The following is a 19,598-nucleotide window of genomic DNA, read 5'->3' as shown; positions in this document are numbered from 1 at the left end:
ATGGGCGGGTAGGGTCAGTGTGCCTTCCAAGAGAAGGTCCAGCTGACAGAAAAGCAGAAAAAAGCTCCCCCCTCGGGGGAGCTGTCAATGCCGGAAGGCATTGACTGAGAGGGTTTTTCTATGAAACTTTTAAATGAAATTCTAGGCACAAAATACCCCATCATTCAGGGCGGCATGGCCAACATTGCCACCGGCGAGTTTGCCGCCGCCTGCTCCAACGCGGGTGCGCTGGGCATCATTGGTGCGGGCGGCATGAACGCCGACACCCTGCGCCAGAACATCCGCCGCTGCAAAGAGCTGACCGACAAGCCTTTTGGCGTGAACATCATGCTCATGCATCCGCAGGCAGATGAGTTTGCCAAGATCGTGGTGGAAGAGGGCGTGCCCGTTGTAACCACCGGTGCAGGCAACCCGGGCAAATATATCCCCGCGTGGAAAGCGGCAGGCATCAAGGTGATCCCGGTTGTCGCCGCCGCCGTTCTGGCAAAGCATCTGGAGCCGCTGGGCATCGATGCTGTCATTGCTGAGGGCACCGAGAGCGGCGGCCATGTGGGCGAAATGGCTACCATGGCGCTGGTGCCGCAGGTGGTGGATGCCGTAAATGTACCCGTCATTGCGGCTGGCGGCATCGCCGATGGCCGCCAGCTGGTAGCAGCTCTGGCTCTGGGTGCCTGCGGCGTGCAGGTAGGCACCTGCCTGCTGGTGAGCGAGGAGTGCCCCATCCATGAAAACTACAAAGCCGCCCTGCTCAAGGCCAAGGACAGCGATACCATCGTGACCGGCCGAAGCGTGGGTGCGCCGGTGCGAGTGCTGAAAAACCGAATGAGCCGCGAATATGTCCGGCAGGAAAACGCCGGTGCCGACAAGATGGAGCTGGAAAAGTACACCCTTGGCAGCCTGCGCCGCGCCGTGTTTGAGGGCGACACCACCACCGGAAGCCTGATGGCCGGTCAGGTGGCAGGCATGCTGCACGAGGTGCGCCCGGTGGCGGATATTCTTGCAGACCTGTGGAACAGCGGGAGGCAGCGCATTGCCGCGCTGAGCACCGAATGCTGACCCTCGGCAGAAAGACCCTGTCTGTGCCCATCTTACAGGGCGGCATGGGTGTGGGCGTTTCCCTTGGCGGGCTGGCCGGTGCTGTTGCAGCCTGCGGCGGCATGGGGTGCATCTCCACCGCCGATGCAGGCTACCGGGAGCCGGACTTTGCCCGCGACCCGGCAAGCGCCAACCACCGTGCACTGACAGTGGAAATTAAAAAAGCAAAGCAGATTGCAAAGGGCGCGGGCATGGTAGCCATCAACGCCATGGTGGCAACGCAGGATTATGCGGCCGCGATCCGCACCGCTGTGGAAGCGGGCGTGGACGCGGTGGTGTCCGGCGCAGGCCTGCCGCTGGAGCTGCCCGGCATCGTGGGCACAACGGATGTTGCCATTGCGCCCATCGTTTCCAGCGGAAGAGCCGCAAAGCTCATCCTGCGCCGCTGGGCCAAAGAGTTTGGCCGCACCGCTGATTTTGTGGTGATCGAAGGCTGCAAGGCAGGCGGACACCTCGGCTTTGCCGAAGATGACCTGCTGGCAGGCAAATGCCAGACCCTCGACGACATTCTGCCCGAGGTGCTGGCCGAGGTAAAGCCCTTTGAAGCACAGTTTGGCCACAGCATCCCCGTGTTTGTGGCAGGCGGCGTGTATACCGGTGCCGATATGGCCCACTTTACCGCAATGGGCGCTGCGGGCGTACAGCTTGCCACCCGCTTTATCACCACCTACGAGTGCGACGCATCCCAGGACTACAAGGACGTTCTGCTGAACGCCCGGCCCGAGGATGTACGGATCATCCACAGCCCGGTGGGAATGCCGGGCCGTGCACTGAACACCCCGCTGGTGCAGGCGCTGGCAGAGGGGACCTGCTTCCCTCCCCAGCACTGTGCCCGCTGCCTGAAGACCTGCGACCCCGCCAAGGTGCCCTACTGCATCACCCACGCGCTCATCGAAGCCGTAAAGGGCAATGTGGAGGAGGGCCTGTTCTTCTGCGGGGCCAACGTGGGCAGGCTGGACCGGATGCGCACGGTACAGGAGCTGATGGATGAACTTGTGACCGAATGGAGGCAAAATCAATGAAGCTTGCCGTTTTATATGCCGGTCAGGGGGCACAGCACCCCGGCATGGGCAAAGAATTTTACGAAGGCTCTCCCGCGTTCCGGGCGGCATTTGACAGCGCAGAGCTGGACTTCGATCTGCACCGCGTCTGCTTTGAGGACCCGGACGGCCTTTTGAATCAGACCGAATACACCCAGCCCTGCATGGTGGCCTTTGCCTGCGGCGTGACCGCAGTGCTGGCCCAGCAGGGCGTGAAACCCGCTTATGTGGCCGGGCTTTCGCTGGGCGAATACTCCGCGCTGGAAGCTGCCGGGGTGTTCACCGCAAAGCAGGCCATCGAGCTGGCCTCTTACCGCGGCAAAGCCATGGCCGAAGCCGCAAAGGGCATTGACTGCGGCATGACCGCCGTGCTGAACCTTGACCGGCAGGCACTTGCAGCCTGCTGTGAGCAGGCTGCACAGCTCGGCTGCGTGCAGATCTGCAACTACAACTGCCCGGGTCAGCTGGTCATCGGCGGCGAGAAAGCCGCTGTGGACAAAGCCGCCGCACTGGCCAAAGAAGCCGGTGCCCGCCGCTGCATCCCGCTCAAGGTAAGCGGCCCGTTCCACACCCGTCTCATGGCCCCCGCCGGGGATGCACTGGCAAAGCGTTTTGCCTCTGAGTCCTTTGGCGAGATGCAGGTGCCGGTGCTGTTCAACTGCCTTGGCCGTGAAAAAGCTGAGCAGGACAGCATCCCCGCCCTGCTCGTGAAGCAGGTGCAGAGCAGCGTTTACATGGAAGATACGCTCCACCGCCTCGGTGAGCTGGGCGTAGACCATATTCTGGAAGTTGGCCCGGGCAGTGCTCTGGCTGGCTTTGTGAAAAAGACCCTGCCCGGCGTGGTCTGCGCTTCGGTGGAGACCCCGGAGCAGCTGAACGCCGCACTGACAGCATGGAAGGAAGAGCTATGAGCGAAGAAACGATCATCCGCACCGCCGTTGTTACTGGCGGAAGCCGGGGCATTGGCCGGGCTGTGTGCATCCAGCTGGCAAAGCAGGGCTGCAATGTCGTGGTGAATTACTGCCACGGCGAAGCTGCAGCTGCCGAGACGGTGGCTCTGTGCAAGGCCGAAAACGCAAATGCCGTGGCTGTGCAGGCCGATGTTTCCACTGCCGAGGGCTGCAAAGTGCTCTTTGAACAGGCGGTGAACGCCTTTGGCCGGGTGGATATCCTTGTGAACAACGCGGGCATTACCCGCGATAATCTGATCCTGCGGATGAGCGAAGAGGACTTCGATGCAGTGCTGAACGCAAACCTTAAGGGTGCGTTCCTCTGCTGCAAGGAAGCCGCCCGCCGCATGGTGCGCCAGCGCTGGGGCCGCATCGTGAACCTTTCCAGTGTGGTGGCCCTGCGGGGCAACGCCGGCCAGACCAATTACGCCGCCAGCAAGGCGGGCCTGATCGGCCTGACCAAAAGCCTTGCCCGCGAGCTGGCAAGCCGCAATGTGACCGTGAATGCGGTCGCGCCGGGCTTTATCGAGACCGACATGACCGCCGCCCTGCCAGAAGCCGTCCGTGCCGAAATGGCAAAGGGCATCCCCGCAGGCCGCGCAGGAAAGCCGGAGGATGTGGCAAATGCAGTGGCATTTTTTGCCGCAGAACAAAGCAGCTATCTCACCGGGCAGGTGCTCTGTGCAGACGGCGGCATGGCAATGTAAAAGGAGAAAACTCTCATGGAAAAACGCAGAGTCGTGATCACCGGCCTTGGCACCGTGAACCCGCTGGGCAACAACACCGCCGACAGCTGGGCCGCTGCCAAAGCGGGCAAATGCGGCATCGGCCCCATTACCCAGTTCGATACCACCGATTTTAAATGTAAGCTGGCAGGCGAGGTGAAGGGCTTTGACCCGGAAACCATCGTGGACAAAAAGGAAGCCCGCAAGATGGCCCGCTTTACCGTTCTGGCCCTTGCTGCCGCCGCTGAAGCGGTTGCAGACAGCGGTCTGGACACCGAAGTAGAAGCCAAACAGATCGGTGTCATCCTTTCCAGCGGCATCGGCGGTCTGCCCACCATTGAGGAGCAGCACACCCGTGGTGAAGAGAAGGGCATGGAAAAGGTAAGCCCCTATTTCGTGCCCATGTCCATTGCCAACATGGCAGCGGCACAGGTGGCCATCCGCTTTGGTCTGAAGGGCATGTGCACCTGCCCGGTGACGGCCTGCGCCGGCGGCACCAATGCCGTAGGCGATGCCTTCCACCGCATCCGTGACGGCTACGAGACCGCCATGGTCTGCGGCGGTGCAGAGAGCTGCATCAGCCCTCTGGGCATCGGCGGCTTTACCAGCATGAAAGCGCTTTCCACTGCGACCGATCCGGATGCAGCCAGCCTGCCCTTTGACGCGCGGCGCGGCGGCTTCGTGATGGGCGAAGGCAGCGGTGTGCTGGTGCTGGAAGAGCTGGAACATGCCCGTGCCCGCGGTGCGCACATCTACGCCGAGATGGTGGGCTACGGTGCCAACTGCGACGCCTACCACTTCACCGCCCCCGCCCCCGGCGGCGCAGGTGCCATCGACTGCATGGCGCTGACGCTGGCGGATGCAGGCATCGCACCGGAGCAGGTGGATCACATCAACGCCCACGGCACCGGCACCCACATGAACGATGCCTGCGAGACCGCCGCCATCCATGCGGTGTTCGGCGAACACGCAAAGCAGCTGACTGTGGTAAGCACCAAGAGCATGACCGGCCATCTGCTGGGCGGTGCGGGCGGCATTGAAGCCGTATTTACAGCGCTGGCCCTGCATGACCAGTTTGCGCCGCCCACCATCCACTATGAGCAGCCCGATCCCGAATGTGATCTGGACTATGTGCCGAACACTGGCCGTGCGCAGGCCATGACCTACGCACTGAGCAACAGTCTGGGCTTTGGCGGGCACAACGCCTGCATCGCCCTGCGCAGATGGGAGGGCTGACCCATGGCAGAACCCCGCACCGTGCGTGCAGACGCAAACACCCTGAACAGTGAGGAGATCGCGGCGCTTCTGCCGCACCGCTATCCCTTTGCCCTTGTGGACCGCATTCTGGACTATGAGCCGGGCCAGTGGGCCATCGGCCGCAAGTGCGTGAGCCGCAATGAGGAATTTTTCTGCGGACATTTTCCCGGCCAGCCGGTGATGCCGGGAGTGCTCATTCTGGAAGCACTGGCCCAGACCGGCGCGGTGGCAGCGCTCAGCCTGCCGGAGAACAAGGGCAAACTGGCCCTCTTCGGCGGCATCAAGAATGCCCGCTTCCGCAAGCAGGTCACCCCCGGCGATGTGCTCACCCTGCACTGTGAACTGGTAGAGCAGCACGGCCCGGTGGGCGTGGGCAAAGCCTCGGCGTGGGTGGACGGCAAGTGCGCCGCCACCGCCGAGCTGACCTTTGTTCTGACCGACCCCAACGCCTAAAAACACCCCTGTGAGTTTAAAAAAACTCACAGGGGTGTTTTCCGTTATTTTACCATTGAGAAGCCGCTTCGCTCTCTCAGCCAAGCGCCACATCCAGAACCATCAGTGGTGCCCCACCAGATAGGCCACCCGTTCGATCTGCGCCGCCGTCATGCCGGTATCCGTCAGAAATTCCCGCACCAGCGGAGCACTCTCCTGCTCCTGATACTTCCATTGGTGTTACTGCAATGGTAGGATCGCATATTTACTGATTTCTGTATCTGTTCAGGACAGCATCCGGGATATGGCAGTAGCTGCAGTCTTCAGGGTGCCGTTCCAGATGGTGCTGATGCTCCTCAGCGCTCCGGACATAATTTGTCAGCGGCAGCACTTCCAGCATGATCTTGTCCCGGTCCTCCCGGCCGTTTATAAAAGCTCTTGCTTCTTCCAGATGTCTGGGATCTGTACTGTACAGCCCTGTCCGGTACTTTTTTCCAACGTCCACGCCCTGTTTGTTCAGGCTGTAGGGGTCGATGATCTCAAACAGGTGTGCCATCAGTTCTGAAATGCTTGTGTTTTTCTCATCATAGACCACTTTTACGCATTCTGCATATCCATCGTATGGGCCATCCAGAGAGCTCGTTGTTCCGTTGGCTCTGCCGGCTTCAGTCATCTGTACACCAGGCACTGTGTCAAAAAAATGCTGTACGCCCCAAAGGCATCCGCCTGCGATATAGACCGTTTCCATCTTGATTTTCCTCCTCCTGTTGATCATATATCAGCTTTGCTCCTATTCTACCACGCTTTCCCACTGTCGGAAAGATATCAGAAAACAAAAATGGCCCCGGAGGGCTTATCGCAGCTCTCCGGGGCCGCTTTATGTGCGTTTTGCCTTTTGCCTTTTGCAGATTCTCCTTGAAATAATGCACGACTTCCGGCATCCAAAGGGTGGTATTGTATTTTCCTCCGTCTGAAGTGTGTTTTGCTTCTTCTGAGGTCATTTTACTGAAAGAGCTGTCCCCATAAAAATCGCTTTCAGCATTTTCTCTCATCTCATTCTTCTCCGATGCCCAGATACGCATCAATGTCCATGATACCCTCCCCGCCGAGTTTCACCAGATTTTCAAAGGGCACCACGGTATCGCCCACCTGTAGGGTGCGGAACACCGGGTCGATGCGGTCTGCTTTTCCTGTCAGTGTGATATAGTTGCCCACTGCCGGAATCTCCGGGTGGGCGGTGTCCTCCTTGAAGTACCGCACTGTGATGGTCATGCCCTTGGTGACCTGTATCAGACGATCGGACAGAGCCGACATTTCTTCCTCGGTCAGAATGCGCTTGGGTACCCGCTCGGTGCGCTGCTTTTCTGCGGCAAGCTGTTCGTCATAGCCCCGCAGTGGAGAGAAGGGCGAAAAGATTTTGGCACGGTTCTGAAGGGTCATGCGGGGGTGCTTGCGAAGGGATTCTTCGGTCCGGGGGCGTTCCATCTCTATGATGTCCCCGTACTTTTGGGCGGTCTCCCGCCCAATTTTGCTATTTTTGTAGTTTTTCATCCGAACCTCCTGCGCTGTGACCGCCGATCTGCGCATTGCGCTGGCGCATGGTGGCACCCTCCTCGTAGCTGCTGGCTTTCAGCACAGCGTTTTTGCCGTACTTGTTCTTGATGCCCAGCATGGCTTGCTGGAGCTTTTTCTCCTTTTCCAGCTTCTTGGTGTCGGTGAAAAAGTCCACCTGATAGATGCCCTCGTCCGGCGTGACCTTATTGGCGTTGATGGTAATGCGCCGCACTGTCAGCGCCGGGTCGGTGATGCGCTCAAACAGCTTTGCGCTTTCGTTGATGAGGGTGCTGCCCAGATTGGTGGGGACATCAAACCGGACGGTGCCGTGTGCCGCCTTGGGGATGATTCTGCCGTAGCGGTCGGTCTGGGTCAGACCACGGTAGCCGCCCTTGTCCACATTCTCCCGGTCGTAGCCTACTTCCAAGGTGATGGATTCCGTCACCAGCTTTTTTTCGGTGAGCCGGAACATCAAGATTTCCGCCATTTCCCGGACAATGAGCTTTGCCTTATCGTTGGGGTAAGGGCAGGTCAGCACCTGCCCCTCGCTGATGCTGTTGGTGCTGGGCTTGTAGCTTTTGATTTGCTCTATGCCGCAGGGCTCGCAGCCCCATGCGTGGTCAATAAGGATCTCTGCATCTACGCCGAAAATCTCATACAGTCGATCTTCTCCGTGGATAGAAAAACGTGCCAAGTCCCCCATCGTATAAATGCCGTGTGCTTCCAGCTTTTTCACTGTGCCGGGACCTGTCATCCAGAAATCCGTCAAGGGGCGGTGGCTCCACAGCAGATACCGATAGGACTGCTCGTCCAGCTCCGCAATGCGGACACCATCCTTGTCCGCCGGGATGTGCTTGGCTACGATGTCCATGGCCAGCTTTGCAAGGTAGAGGTTGGTGCCGATGCCTGCCGTTGCGGTGATGCCGGTGTTGTACAGCACCTCCCGCACCATGGTCATGGCAAGTTCATGGGCACTCATGTGGTAATAGGGCAGATATCCCGTCACATCAATAAAAACCTCGTCGATGGAGTAGGGGTAGATGTCTGCCGGGGACACATATTTGAGGTAAGTTTTGTAGATTTGGGTGGACACATCCAGATACCGCTGCATCCGGGGCGGCGCAACAATATAGCTCAGCCCCAGCGCCGGGTCTGCGTTCAGGGCGTTGGCATCGAAAGAGGTGCTGGCAAAGCGGTACTTGCCATCCTCCCCACGCACTGCCTTGTGTTGTTGGATGGCAGTTTGCAGCCGCTGGGCGTTGACCTCTTTCACCCGCTGAACGGCTTCAAACAGCCGTGCTCTGCCGGGTATCTTGTAGGCTTTCAGGGAGGGCGATACAGCAAGGCAGATGGTCTTTTCGGTGCGGGATGCGTCTGCCACCACGAGATTGGTGGTCAGGGGGTCCAGATGGCGGTCTACGCACTCCACCGAGGCATAGAAGCTTTTCAGGTCGATTGCCAGATAGGTGCGCGGCGCTGCCATACTTCAGCCCTCCTTTGTATAAGACACAACTATTTATCTTATTATAATAAATCTTTACGCTGTTTTCAAGATGAAGCGGCTATTTTATCTGTGATTCAGACAACAAAAAAGAGTGAAAGCATTTCAATCTGAAACGCTGTCACTCTTTTTAAGGGCTGCTGCCCTGTTTAATACAAGATTCCTCAAAATGTGATGTCCCTGTTTGCCCAGATACAGCTCCACGATCATCCGTCCGTTTTCGGTGTTGCAGAAATCCTCTCTGCAATAGCTGCAGAGCTTTCCATCTGCCTGTGCCACATATATAAACTGAAAATACCGCTGAGGACATCTTCCAACCGGAAAAGTTCCTCGGCGGTATTCGTTTAGCGGGTGCATTACGGCCTGCGGAGGTTCTTATGCAAAACTTTCTGTCCGCATCAAAGGTATTTCTGGATGGTCGGCACAAGGATATTCATATTGATCGGCTTTGCGATATGATCGTTCATTCCGACATCCAATGCTGCCTGTTTATCTTCGGAAAAAGCATTTGCCGTCATGGCGATGATAGGGATGCCCGCCTTTTGGGGGTCATCCATCCTCCGTATCTTCTTTGCCGCATCGTAGCCGTTCATCACAGGCATCTGGATATCCATAAGGATCATCTGATACGTTCCGTTCGCAGCCTTTTCCAGCATATCCACACATTCCACGCCGTCTTTGGCGCGGTCTACCGTGCAGCCCTCTTCCTGCAGCAGTTCGACGGCGATCTCCGCATTGAGGTCGTTGTCCTCGGTCAGCAGGATCCTTGTACCGCACAGGCACTTTTGATCCGAAGGGTTTGTTTCTCGTTTCGCCTGTGTTTCATCCCCGGACACAATGCGGCAGGGAATGGTCACAGTAAATGTGGAGCCAACACCGATCTTGCTCTCCACTTCCACGGTGCCGCTCATCAGCTCAACCAGTTTTTTCACAATGCCCATTCCGATGCCGCTGCCCTCCACCTTGCTGACGGTGGAAGTGCGTTCCCGTTCAAAGGGTTCAAAGATATGCTTCTGGAACTCCTGCGACATTCCGATGCCATTATCGGCAACCGTGACCACCATATCGCACCAGCCCTCTTTTTTGCCGGGCTTCTGCGTGACATCGCAGTGGATCGTGCCGCCGGCTCCCGTGTATTTGACCGCGTTGCTGACAAGGTTTGTACAGACCTCGGTCAGGTGCGGAATATCCGCATAGACATACGGATACAGCAGATGTGCTGTCACCGTAAGCGTCTGCCCCTTGCTGTCTGCCTGATTCTGGAACATCGCAACGCAATTACGGAAATCCTTATCGACATCCGAAACAGAATACTCCATCTCCGTCTTGTCATTCTCGATCCGGGCAAGATCCAGAACGTTGTTCAGCAGCATCAGCAGGTTCTGTCCGCACACCTGAATGTTCTCCATGTATTTTTCCAGCTTTGCAGGGTCGTCCAGATGCCGGGAGGCAAGGTCTGCATAGCCGATAATGGCGTTCATGGGCGTGCGGATATCATGCGACATATTGAACAGGAAGGTGGATTTGGCGCGGTTCGCACTCTCCGCGTTTTCCACAGCGACCTGCAATTTTGCATTCAGTTCCTGCGTATCGTTTGCGGCTTTTCTTGCAGCAGCTTCGGCTTTACGCGCCTTCTGGAGCAGCTTCAAAATCGTGAGCAGAACAACTGCAACCGCAATGCTGCTGATCAGCAGAACCATAAAGAAGTTATCCTTTATAAAATCGATCAGGGTAACCTTCCGCGAGGAGCTCTTATACATCGCCAGAGAGCTGGTAAGCATATTGGCTGGCATTGCCTTGATCGTTTTGTTCAGGATGGACAGCAGGCTGCGGTTTCCGCTATTGACCGCAAAGCAGGAATTGGCAGGGTTAGGCAGCGGAACGCTGTAAAAGCCGTATTTCTTACTGTAATTTCCCTCACTGCTGATCCCGGTGACAAAACAGTCTGCCTGTCCGTCCTTGACCAGTTTTATCGCATCCTCCTGTGTATCGCAGTCCACGATTTCCCACTGCGGATAATAAAACGCAATGTACCTTGTTAGGGAAATCTTGTTTTGGGGAACGGCAATGCGGTTCACTTGGTTTTCGGTAAAGAGCTGTTTGTTCGTGACCGCCATCATATTGGAGGTCCACGTTGTGTTGGTGCAGGCAACGCGATATTCTTCTGCCAGATTGGGACTCTGGTCGAAATGGAAGACCATGTCGATCTCGCCTGATTTCAGCGCATTGAGTTCCGCCTCTTTGTCGTCATAGCCGACCAGATGGAATTCCAGCTCCTGATTGCCCAGACAATCTGTTGCAAACTGAATATAATCCGTGATTGTCCCGGTAATCTCCCCGGTGGCAGGGTCATAGGTGCTGACGCCGCGATCACTCGTCAGAAAGCCCATTCGGATCGCACCGTGCTTTCTGAGCCACGCCTTTTCCTCTCCCGTAAGGATGGGCTTATAATCCAGCGAGAAATACTTTTTACACAGATCCGCTGTATAAAAAGGAGCCGCTTCGTCCAACGCGCGCATCGCATTGTCCAGTTCTTCCTTGAGATCAGAACGGTCTTTGTTGAGCACATAGTAGATGCTGGATTTTCCCACGCGGGTTATGGTCGAGATGCCAAGCTCTGCCCATAAGGATTCTTCCAGCGAAACAAAGCAGTCGATCTCGTGGTTTGCCAGCTTTTGCTTCACATCCTCGTTGTTGGAGATGTTGACGTGCTGCGTTTTTATGCCGTATTTTTCCTCCCATTCGGTCAGCATCACTTCCGGTTCCGTTCCCATCAGAACACCGACCTTTTTGCCGTTCAGCGTTTTGAAGTTGGAGGCGGAGATGTCTGCACGCGAAAGATCGACGTAGAGGTAATATTTTTCTTCCCCCATCGGCTCGTCCGAAAACAGCATTTCCTCAGCGCGATCCTCCGTATAAGAAATACCGCCCATGATGTCGATTTCGCCGTTTTTGAGCTTTTCGAAGCAGTCTGACCAGTCGCAGGTCACATATTCGAACTGCCAGCCTGTATAGCCGGATAAGGTCTGCAGTAATTCGTAGCCGTAGCCCTTTCTTGCGCCCTTCTCGTTGCAATAGTTGAAGGTGTCCTCAAACGAGCCGACGCGGATGATCTTTATTGGGGCGGTTTCTGCGACAGCCTTCACAGGGAGCACGGCTGACAGCAACAGCAGCAGACTCAGCAGCGCACAGACGCTTTTCCGTGTCAGGGAGCGCATGGTTTCGCTCATTCCAGAGTTTTTCATTTCATCCAATCTTTCTCCGCCCCAGACGGTCTCATTCCGTTTTATTTCCATTGCACAGGTTTCAAGAAGTTCATGGCAGCCTTGATCGCATCCTGTTGTCAGCAGCTTTTTGAACAGTATATATACCAACGTATCTAGCATGTATTGTAACATTATGACAGAAGCATTTCAAGAGTTTATGCTTGTGAACACTATTTGGTCAGAAGTTCTGCGAACTCTGCATCCAACTCCTTGACCTTCGGCAGTTTTTGCAGCCCGGCTTCGTCAAAGGCAGCTTTCGCCGCCTTGTGCAGGGTGATTGCCTCCCGGTGAGCTTCCAGAAAGGCCTTGCTGTAATCAGCTTGCGTGAACCACAGCGGAAAGACCCTTATAAGATACAGAAAAGATTTCTGTATTTTTCTTGACAGTTTTCCCATATTCTGTTTTAATACATCTGATAAAAGGGAGTAAAGGGCAGTGTTCCGGCTTATTCTTCGGGAGACTGCTGCATGGCAGCGTCATCACGGCAGAAATGCCCGATGTCATGTGTTCGCTTGAGACTTTTGTCACAGACAAGGTGCTGTGGCGGGAGTCTCTTTTTTCTTGTCACCGCACCGGAGCACAATAGGAGGCAAGAAAACTATGAACTTTCTGAACACATTCGCAAGTCTGTTTTCCAATTTTGGAAACCTGACTTGGCAGATGGTGGTGATGTGGGGCATTGGTGCATTGCTCATCTACCTTGCCATCGCCAAAAAGATGGAGCCGAGCCTGCTGCTGCCCATGGGCTTCGGTGCCATTCTGGTCAATCTGCCGCTGTCCGGTGCCATCACGCAGGGCGATACTGTAGGCCCCATTTCTGCCCTGTTTGAAGCAGGCATGTCCAACGAGCTGTTTCCCCTGCTGCTTTTCATCGGCATTGGTGCTATGATCGACTTTGGCCCCCTGCTGGAAAAGCCGTGGCTCATGCTCTTTGGTGCCGCAGCGCAGTTTGGTATTTTCTTCACCCTGTTTCTGGCAGGCTTCTTCTTTGATCTGAAGGATGCTGCTTCCATCGCTGTCATTGGTGCAGCGGACGGTCCCACCGCCATTTTTGTAGCCAACACCCTCAACTCCCAGTACCTTGGTGCCATCATGGTGGCAGCGTACAGTTACATGGCTCTGGTGCCCATCGTGCAGCCGCCGGTCATTAAACTGCTGACCACCCAGAAGGACCGCCGCATCCGGATGCCCTATGAAAAGGGCAATGTCAGCCAGCTGACGAAGATCCTGTTCCCCATTGTGGTAACCATCATTGCCGGTATGGTAGCTCCTGCCAGCGTAGCTCTAGTTGGTTTTCTGATGTTCGGCAACCTGCTGCGGGAGTGCGGCGTACTGAATGCCCTCAGCGAAACCGCGCAGAATGTGCTGGCAAACCTCATCACCATCGTGCTGGGCCTGACCGTGGCCGGACAGATGACCGCTGACAAATTTGTCCGGCCCGATACCCTGCTCATCCTTGCACTGGGTCTGGTAGCCTTCGTTTTTGATACCGCAGGCGGCGTGCTGTTTGCAAAGCTGCTGAACCTGTTCCTGCCCGAAGGCAAAAAACTGAACCCGATGATCGGTGCAGCCGGCATCTCGGCCTTCCCCATGAGCGGCCGTGTGGTCAACAAGATGGGATTGGAAGAAGATAACCAGAATTTCCTGCTGATGTACTCCATCAGCGTCAACGTTTCGGGGCAGATCGCATCCGTCATTGCAGGCGGCCTGATTCTGACCCTGATGGCTTAACGGAGGTACACTTATGCTTCATCTTTCTTCGTGGATGACCACCATGCCCATGATGCTCATCGGCATGGTCGGCATTCTTCTCGTCATTGGTGTCATTGTTCTGGCTGTGATGCTGCTCAACCGGCTGACAAGTCGGAAATAATTCATCCCATCAAGTAGAGATGTCAGAACACAAAAACCCCCGAAGAGCTTTTTACGGTTCTCCGGGGGCTGGTTCTATGCGCCGGTGTTCCTCACACCGGTGCACAAACGTTATTCGATTTCAATGAGATTGGGATTCGCAGGCAGAGCCTTCTGCTGCTGCGGTGCGGGCAGCACGATGCGCAGGATGCCATCCTCGAACTTTGCGTGGATGTCCTCCTTCTTCACGGCATCACCCACATAGAAGCTGCGGGCACAGGTACCGGAGAAGGTCTCACGGCGCAGATAACGGCCATCGTTGTCCTTCTCATCATTGGAGTGGCTGCGGACGGCCTGAATGGTCAGGTAGCCGTCGCTCAGTTCCATCTGAACGTCTTCCTTCTTGCAGCCGGGCAGGTCAACAGCCACATCATAGTTGCCATCGGCGGTCTGCTTCACATCGGTTTTCATCATGTTTGCGCCGCGCTTGCCGAAGGCTTCACGCTCTTCACGATTCATTGCACGCTCCAGCGCACCGTCGTTCCAGAACGGATCAAAGAAATCATCGAACAGATTTTCATGGAAAACAGCAGGCATAAACATAAAACAACCCTCCAATCCCGGCGTTCGGGTCGGGCATAAAATCAAGATCGTGCATCAGGAGCGGAGTCTTCCCGGGAGCCTTGCGGTTCCCTCATGCCCCTTTCTCCTGAGCACGCCACTGTTATAACACTGTTTATTAGCAGTGTCAATAGTAGAGTGCTAAAATTCATAAAAGAATAATACTTTTATAATATTTCATGCAATTCTCGGCAAAATCGTTTGCACTGGATTCAATTTTTTCTTCTCTGATCGTAGTCTTTCGCTGTGACAGAACGGATGCAAGCCGTTTCTTCAGAACCAGACGATCCATTGCCCGCGTAAACAATGCAGTTGTCAAAAAGTCTCTCTGTCCTTGCAGCGTCTTGCGTTCTGCCGGTCCACCCGCTATAATAATGTAGAAACCGAGATGAAAAGAGCGTGATATTGTGGAAGAGACCGAGATCAGTCATTTTCTCCACATTCTGGTCCGAATGGGCGAAGCTTTACAAAACAGTGGCGCAGAAGTATTCCGCGTTGAGGACACTTTGAACCGGATCGCAATCGCCTATGGGGCAGAAGATGTGAATGTATTCGTGATCACATCCAGCATCGTGGTCACGCTTACCATGCCCTCGCTGCCGCCGCAGACCGAGACCCGCCGCCTGCGTCACGCTGCCAGCAATGACCTGCTGACCTTGGAAAAGCTCAATGCGCTCAGCCGCCGTATCTGCACAGCGCCTCCTTCCATAGAAGAGTTTCAGCGCCAGCTGAATGCCATTCTGGCACAGCATCCGGACCCAAGACTGCATCTTGCCGGCAGTGTGTTGGCTGCTTCCAGTTTTGCCATCTTCTTTGGTGGAAATCTCTGGGACGGCCTGCTGGCCGGCGGCATTGCCGTTCTGATTTGCTGGATGGAGCGCTATCTCTCGCCTTTTTGTATGAATGGCGTAGAATTTCAGTTTATAGCATCATTTCTCAGCGGTGTCTCCACTCTGCTGCTCTGCCGCTTTGGGATGCAGTTTCATGCCGATAAAGTTCTGATTGGCATCATCATGCTGCTGATCCCCGGCATCATGCTGACAAATTCCATCCGGGACATCCTACTTGGGGACATTATTTCCGGCTCTCTTCGGCTGGTGGAAGCCATTCTGATGGCCGCCACCCTTGCACTCGGCATAATGGCCGCCATCTGGTTGATGGGAGGGATTTCCGCATGATACAGGTTTTTTCGCAGTTGCTCAGTGCTGCCCTTGGTTCGGTCGGTTTTGGACTGATCTTCAATCTGAACCGGCGCTACTTACCCGCCGCCGGTGTAGGCGGACTTCTGGCATGGCTGGCTTATCTTCTTGCCGCCAACACCCTGCGCAGCGTCTTTCTTGCCAATCTGTTGGCCGGTTTCTGTACCGCTCTGTATGCCGAAATTCTTGCCCGATACTGCAATGCACCTTCTACGCCTTTCTTCATCACCGCTGCCATTCCCCTCATTCCCGGAAGCACCCTCTATTACTGCATGAACGCAGTCGTCTCCAATGATTTGTCTGCTGCAGGGCATTTCGGAGAGCAGACCTTTCTGGCCGCTCTTGGAATTGCCGGCGGTATGGCAATCGCATGGTGTCTGGCCGATTTGAGCCGGAAGCTGCACGCACTTGCAATCCGTTCTTCGGGAAAGCAGTGATCTTCCACATTGAAGAATGCCCCTGTCAGCTTTGGTTTCATCCCACACAGCTGACAGGGGCAATATTGTTATAACATTTTGATAAAATCGCTTTTAACGCTCATTCTGAAGGGCTTTCCGGGGAGCCTTTCAGCTCTCCTTTTTTGCCTTCTCCCGAGCACGCCACTGTTCTATACCGCGCCGTTTATCAGCAGCGTCCATAGCAGAGTGCCAAAGTCCGCAAAAGGATCATACTTTTTTTAAAATCCACGGAATCCTTTTTGTACAAATCACCGTTTTTTTTCGTGCAAAGCCAAATTGTCAATCGGGAACGGATCCTATAACGCCAACTGTGATTGCATCAATAGCCGCTGATGTAGGCGGCAGGGCATCCTGTGCGCTGTGATCCATTTTTCGTTCCTCCCTCATGTGGTTTTCTTTATCCTAAAAAAATGAGATAGGCAACCCCTTTTGTGGGGAAGTCTATCTCATTTTTTTGTTGGGGCTTTTTTGCAACAGCCCCCCTTTTATAACAACCCTGCCTTACAGTTTGGGAGAAACGCTTAGTGCTTCAGTTCCAGCAGCGCATCGCCCTGCTTTACGGTGCCGCTGGCTTTAGCCGCGACAGCGGCATAGTCATCAGTATTGCAGACAATGAGCGGCGTGGTCACGGGATAGCCTTCGGCCTTAATGGCTTCCAGTTCAAAGCGGATCAACGGCTGGCCTTTCTTTACCTTGTCGCCCTCGTTGACGAGGTAGGTGAAGTGCTTGCCACCCAGCTTGACCGTATCGATGCCGATGTGCATCAGCAACTCCGCGCCGTCAGCCGTGGTCATGCCCACGGCATGGTGGGTCTCAAAGGTGGAGGAGATCTCGCCGTCAGCAGGTGCCACCAGTTCACCATCGGTGGGCTCAATGGCAATGCCATCCCCCAGTGCACCGCTGGCAAAGGCTTCATCCTTCACATCGGCCAGCGGCACTACAGTGCCGTTCAGGCAGGCAGACAGCACGGTATCCTTTGCTGCGTGGGCTGCCGGGGCGGGTGTTGCGGTCACTGCCGGGGTCTTAGGTGCATTTTCCAGATAATCTTCCAGCTTTGCCTTGATGACGGCCACCTTGGGGCCGTATACCACCTGCACACCGTCGCCCTTGCAGATCACGCCGGAGGCACCGGAGGCCTTGAGCACATCCTGTTTGACCAGCGCAACATCCTTGACGGTGCAGCGCAGGCGGGTGGCGCAGCAGTCCACGTCGGACAGGTTGTCGGCACCGCCCAGACCTTCTACGATCAGGGCGCTGACCGGATCATCCCCTGCGGGAGCGGTGCTGTCGGAAGCGGCGCTGCGGGCGTTCACGTCCGCACGGGTGTACAGCTTGACTTCCTCGGCATCGTCACGGCCCGGGGTCTTGTAGTTGAACTTGGAGATCATAAAGCGGAAAATGATGTAGTACAGCACAAAATACACCGCACCCACAACGACTACCCAGATCCAGTGGGTCTTGGCGTTGCCCTGCATCGCGCCGAACAGCACCAGATCGATCAGACCGCCGGAGAAAGTCATGCCCACGCCCACGTTCAGGATATGCATGAGCATGAAGGACAGGCCCGCCAGCACGCAGTGCACGGCGTACATGGGCAGAGCCACAAAGATAAAGGTAAATTCCAGCGGCTCGGTGATGCCGGTGAGGAAGGCGGTCAGGGCTGCGGAAAGCAGCAGGCCGCCTGCCGCCTTTTTCTTTTCTGGCTTGGCGCACTGGTACATCGCCAGCGCCGCGCCGGGCAGGCCGAACATCATAAAGGGGAACTTACCGGCCATGAAGCGGGTAGCGCTGACCGAGAACACCGTGGTGGACTTGGAGGCCAGCTCTGCAAAGAAGATGTTCTGGGCGCCGGTCACGGTCACGCCGTCGATGATGGCGGTGCCGCCCACAGCGGTCTGCCAGAACGGCATATAGAACACATGGTGCAGGCCGAAGGGGATCAGTGCGCGCTCCAGCAGGCCGTAGATAAAGGTGCCTGCGTAGCCGGAAGCCAGCACCAGTGCGCCCAGCGCAGCAATGCCGTTCTGCACCACCGGCCAGATGTAGAACATGGCGATGCCGACCACCAGATACACGATGGAACTGATGATGGGCACAAAGCGGGTGCCGCCGAAGAAGGCCAGCACCTGCGGCAGCTCGATCTTATAGAACCGGTTGTGCAGGGCTGCCACGCCCAGACCGACCACGATACCGCCGAACACGCCCATTTGCAGGGTCGTGATGCCCAGCATGGTGGTGGTGGAGTTGGCAGGCATCGCTTCTACGCCGCCTGCCGCATTGATCATGGCCTGAATGGCTGTATTCATAATGATATAGGCCACCGCACCGGACAGAGCGGCTACCTCTTTTTCCTTGCGGGCCATGCCGATGGCCACGCCCATGGCGAACAGCAGGGCCAGGTTGTTGAACACGGCGCTGCCGGTCTGGCTCATCACGTCCAGAATGGTGTAGATCAGGGTACCGGGGTGGATGACGCTGTTCAGGCCATAAGCCGCCAGCATCGTCTCGTTGGTGAACGAGCTGCCGATGCCCAGCAGCAGGCCCGCCACGGGCAGCAGTGCAATGGGCAGCATAAAGCTGCGTCCGACACGCTGCAGCACGCCAAAGATCTTGTCTTTCATCTTCAATTCTCCTTTTTCCAAATTCGTATCCAACAAATATATTCACACGCAGGCGTGGCCTGCGGAGAATCAAAGGTACGGCAGGCGGGCGGCTTATTTCCCCATCCGAATCCGTTTCAGATGGATCGTAAGGAACACCAGTTCCTCGTCCGAAAGCTCCTTGTGCCATGTGTTGCGGACATATTCCGCAATGCAGCAGGCGCATTTGTAGTGTTCGCTGCAATTGCGGGCGATCAGGGCGCGGAACACTTCGTCGTGGGTATCGTTTTCCTGCTCCTGTTTTCCTTGAAATACACGTTGCGCAAAAAAGCGCAAATGCACTGTAAAGCGGCTGAAATCCAGCGCATCCCGGTCAAAATGGCAGTCGTAAAAGTATTCCACCACCTGCACGCAGCCGTCCACAAAGCGGGTGACATCGTTCACCACGCTCATGGTGGTGTTGAGCTCCGCATTGACGATGTGCAGGGCGATGAAGCCGCCCTCGTCATCCGAGAGATCTGCCCGGCAGCGCTGGCGGATGATCGCCAGACAGTCCATGCCAAGACGGTACTCCTGCGGATAGAACTCCCGGATCGGTGCCATGAGCGGGTTGGAGAAGCGGATGCCCTGCTCACTGCGCTGGATGGCAAAACTGATATGGTCGGCCAGCGTGATGAGCATGCTCTCGTTCAGCGGGTAATTCACCCGGCTGCGGATCATCTCCACCAGCTCGTCGGTGAGCAGCAGATGCTCATAGGGGATCTGTTCCAGCAGCTCCACCAGCTTCTGCTGCACGGCAGGGCTGGTCATGCGGTAGCTGCGCTCCACCTTTCCGGCGTCCAGCTTGTACCCCGGCTTTGCGCCAAAGCCCAGCCCGCGCCCGGTAACGATCAGCTCGCAGCCCGTGGGGTCCACCACCCGCAGGATGTTGTTGTTGATCGGCTTTTTGACGGTATATTGCATCGTTTCTCCTCCTCAGGTTGAAAAAGGCAATAAAAAAAGACCACTCTTGACACAGCAAACATACCGAAGGCTGAAACACGCTTTCG

18 protein-coding genes and 1 pseudogene are annotated in these 19,598 nt (G+C 56.0%); 10 read left to right on the top strand and 9 right to left on the bottom strand.

Annotated elements, in window-relative coordinates; translation table 11 throughout:
- Positions 1 to 120 precede the first annotated feature (120 nt).
- From MTP41_RS13195 to fabZ, 6 genes are read left to right on the top strand one after another with little or no spacing between them, the layout of a single operon-like run.
- On the top strand, positions 121 to 1,056 hold the full coding sequence (locus MTP41_RS13195; RefSeq protein ID WP_249235710.1) for a DUF561 domain-containing protein: 936 nt from the start codon (positions 121 to 123) through the stop codon (positions 1,054 to 1,056).
- A complete protein-coding gene (locus MTP41_RS13190) occupies positions 1,050 to 2,117 on the top strand; it encodes an NAD(P)H-dependent flavin oxidoreductase (protein ID WP_249235709.1) in 1,068 nt (355 codons plus the stop codon). Before MTP41_RS13195 ends, MTP41_RS13190 begins: the two co-directional genes overlap by 7 nt.
- Positions 2,114 to 3,046, top strand: a complete 933-nt coding sequence (gene fabD, locus MTP41_RS13185) for an ACP S-malonyltransferase (RefSeq protein ID WP_249235708.1) — start codon at positions 2,114 to 2,116, stop codon at positions 3,044 to 3,046. The genes MTP41_RS13190 and fabD overlap by 4 nt, the downstream gene beginning before the upstream one ends.
- The gene (gene fabG / locus MTP41_RS13180; protein WP_154258590.1) at positions 3,043 to 3,792 is read left to right on the top strand and encodes a 3-oxoacyl-[acyl-carrier-protein] reductase; all 750 of its coding nucleotides are present in this window, start codon (positions 3,043 to 3,045) and stop codon (positions 3,790 to 3,792) included. The genes fabD and fabG overlap by 4 nt, the downstream gene beginning before the upstream one ends.
- Positions 3,793 to 3,807: 15 nt before the next feature.
- Positions 3,808 to 5,046, top strand: coding sequence for a beta-ketoacyl-ACP synthase II (gene fabF / locus MTP41_RS13175; protein WP_249235707.1), 1,239 nt, complete (start codon positions 3,808 to 3,810; stop codon positions 5,044 to 5,046).
- 3 nt (positions 5,047 to 5,049) lie between these two features.
- A complete protein-coding gene (gene fabZ / locus MTP41_RS13170) occupies positions 5,050 to 5,520 on the top strand; it encodes a 3-hydroxyacyl-ACP dehydratase FabZ (RefSeq protein WP_249235706.1) in 471 nt (156 codons plus the stop codon).
- A 244-nt stretch (positions 5,521 to 5,764) separates the two neighbouring features.
- On the opposite strand, the gene MTP41_RS13165 is transcribed toward fabZ, so the two are convergent.
- The 6 genes and pseudogenes from MTP41_RS13165 to MTP41_RS13140 all read right to left on the bottom strand — a co-directional run.
- Positions 5,765 to 6,247 (bottom strand): peptide-methionine (S)-S-oxide reductase, encoded by a 483-nt coding sequence (locus tag MTP41_RS13165; protein ID WP_097774744.1) that lies wholly within the window; start codon positions 6,245 to 6,247, stop codon positions 5,765 to 5,767.
- Positions 6,192 to 6,551 (bottom strand): hypothetical protein, encoded by a 360-nt coding sequence (locus tag MTP41_RS13160; RefSeq protein WP_249235705.1) that lies wholly within the window; start codon positions 6,549 to 6,551, stop codon positions 6,192 to 6,194. Before MTP41_RS13160 ends, MTP41_RS13165 begins: the two co-directional genes overlap by 56 nt.
- 1 nt (position 6,552) lies before the next feature.
- A complete protein-coding gene (locus MTP41_RS13155; RefSeq protein WP_249235704.1) occupies positions 6,553 to 7,050 on the bottom strand; it encodes a hypothetical protein in 498 nt (165 codons plus the stop codon).
- Positions 7,031 to 8,536 (bottom strand): Y-family DNA polymerase, encoded by a 1,506-nt coding sequence (locus MTP41_RS13150; protein ID WP_249235703.1) that lies wholly within the window; start codon positions 8,534 to 8,536, stop codon positions 7,031 to 7,033. Before MTP41_RS13150 ends, MTP41_RS13155 begins: the two co-directional genes overlap by 20 nt.
- A 416-nt stretch (positions 8,537 to 8,952) precedes the next feature.
- Positions 8,953 to 11,799, bottom strand: a complete 2,847-nt coding sequence (locus tag MTP41_RS13145) for a hybrid sensor histidine kinase/response regulator (protein ID WP_249235702.1) — start codon at positions 11,797 to 11,799, stop codon at positions 8,953 to 8,955.
- A gap of 194 nt (positions 11,800 to 11,993) precedes the next feature.
- Positions 11,994 to 12,140 (bottom strand): annotated as a pseudogene (locus tag MTP41_RS13140) (relaxase/mobilization nuclease domain-containing protein); the annotation flags it as partial.
- 280 nt (positions 12,141 to 12,420) lie between these two features.
- Here MTP41_RS13140 and MTP41_RS13135 point away from each other — a divergent pair.
- Entirely contained in the window at positions 12,421 to 13,551 is a 1,131-nt protein-coding gene (locus MTP41_RS13135; protein WP_005939727.1) for a sodium ion-translocating decarboxylase subunit beta, read from the top strand.
- Positions 13,552 to 13,564: 13 nt separating this feature from the next.
- Positions 13,565 to 13,693, top strand: coding sequence for an oxaloacetate decarboxylase (locus MTP41_RS13130; protein WP_097778264.1), 129 nt, complete (start codon positions 13,565 to 13,567; stop codon positions 13,691 to 13,693).
- A 110-nt stretch (positions 13,694 to 13,803) separates the two neighbouring features.
- On the opposite strand, the gene MTP41_RS13125 is transcribed toward MTP41_RS13130, so the two are convergent.
- Entirely contained in the window at positions 13,804 to 14,274 is a 471-nt protein-coding gene (locus MTP41_RS13125; RefSeq protein ID WP_249235701.1) for an Hsp20/alpha crystallin family protein, read from the bottom strand.
- A 425-nt stretch (positions 14,275 to 14,699) separates the two neighbouring features.
- Between MTP41_RS13125 and MTP41_RS13120 the strand changes: the two genes are divergently transcribed.
- Both MTP41_RS13120 and MTP41_RS13115 read left to right on the top strand, forming a co-directional pair.
- On the top strand, positions 14,700 to 15,470 hold the full coding sequence (locus MTP41_RS13120; RefSeq protein WP_120121163.1) for a threonine/serine exporter family protein: 771 nt from the start codon (positions 14,700 to 14,702) through the stop codon (positions 15,468 to 15,470).
- Positions 15,467 to 15,928, top strand: coding sequence for a threonine/serine exporter family protein (locus MTP41_RS13115; RefSeq protein WP_249235700.1), 462 nt, complete (start codon positions 15,467 to 15,469; stop codon positions 15,926 to 15,928). Before MTP41_RS13120 ends, MTP41_RS13115 begins: the two co-directional genes overlap by 4 nt.
- Before the next feature lie 542 nt (positions 15,929 to 16,470).
- Here MTP41_RS13115 and MTP41_RS13110 read toward each other — a convergent pair.
- Entirely contained in the window at positions 16,471 to 18,570 is a 2,100-nt protein-coding gene (locus MTP41_RS13110) for a PTS transporter subunit IIABC (protein WP_249235699.1), read from the bottom strand.
- 93 nt (positions 18,571 to 18,663) lie between these two features.
- Positions 18,664 to 19,512: a PRD domain-containing protein gene (locus MTP41_RS13105; RefSeq protein ID WP_249235698.1), complete on the bottom strand. Its 849-nt coding sequence runs from the start codon at positions 19,510 to 19,512 to the stop codon at positions 18,664 to 18,666.
- Positions 19,513 to 19,598 lie beyond the last annotated feature (86 nt).

This window comes from Faecalibacterium sp. I4-3-84, from assembly GCF_023347255.1.
In the GTDB taxonomy this organism is placed as follows: domain Bacteria; phylum Bacillota; class Clostridia; order Oscillospirales; family Ruminococcaceae; genus Faecalibacterium; species Faecalibacterium taiwanense.
Note: the sequence above shows the minus strand (reverse complement) of the source record. Positions and strands in the feature narration are given on the sequence as shown.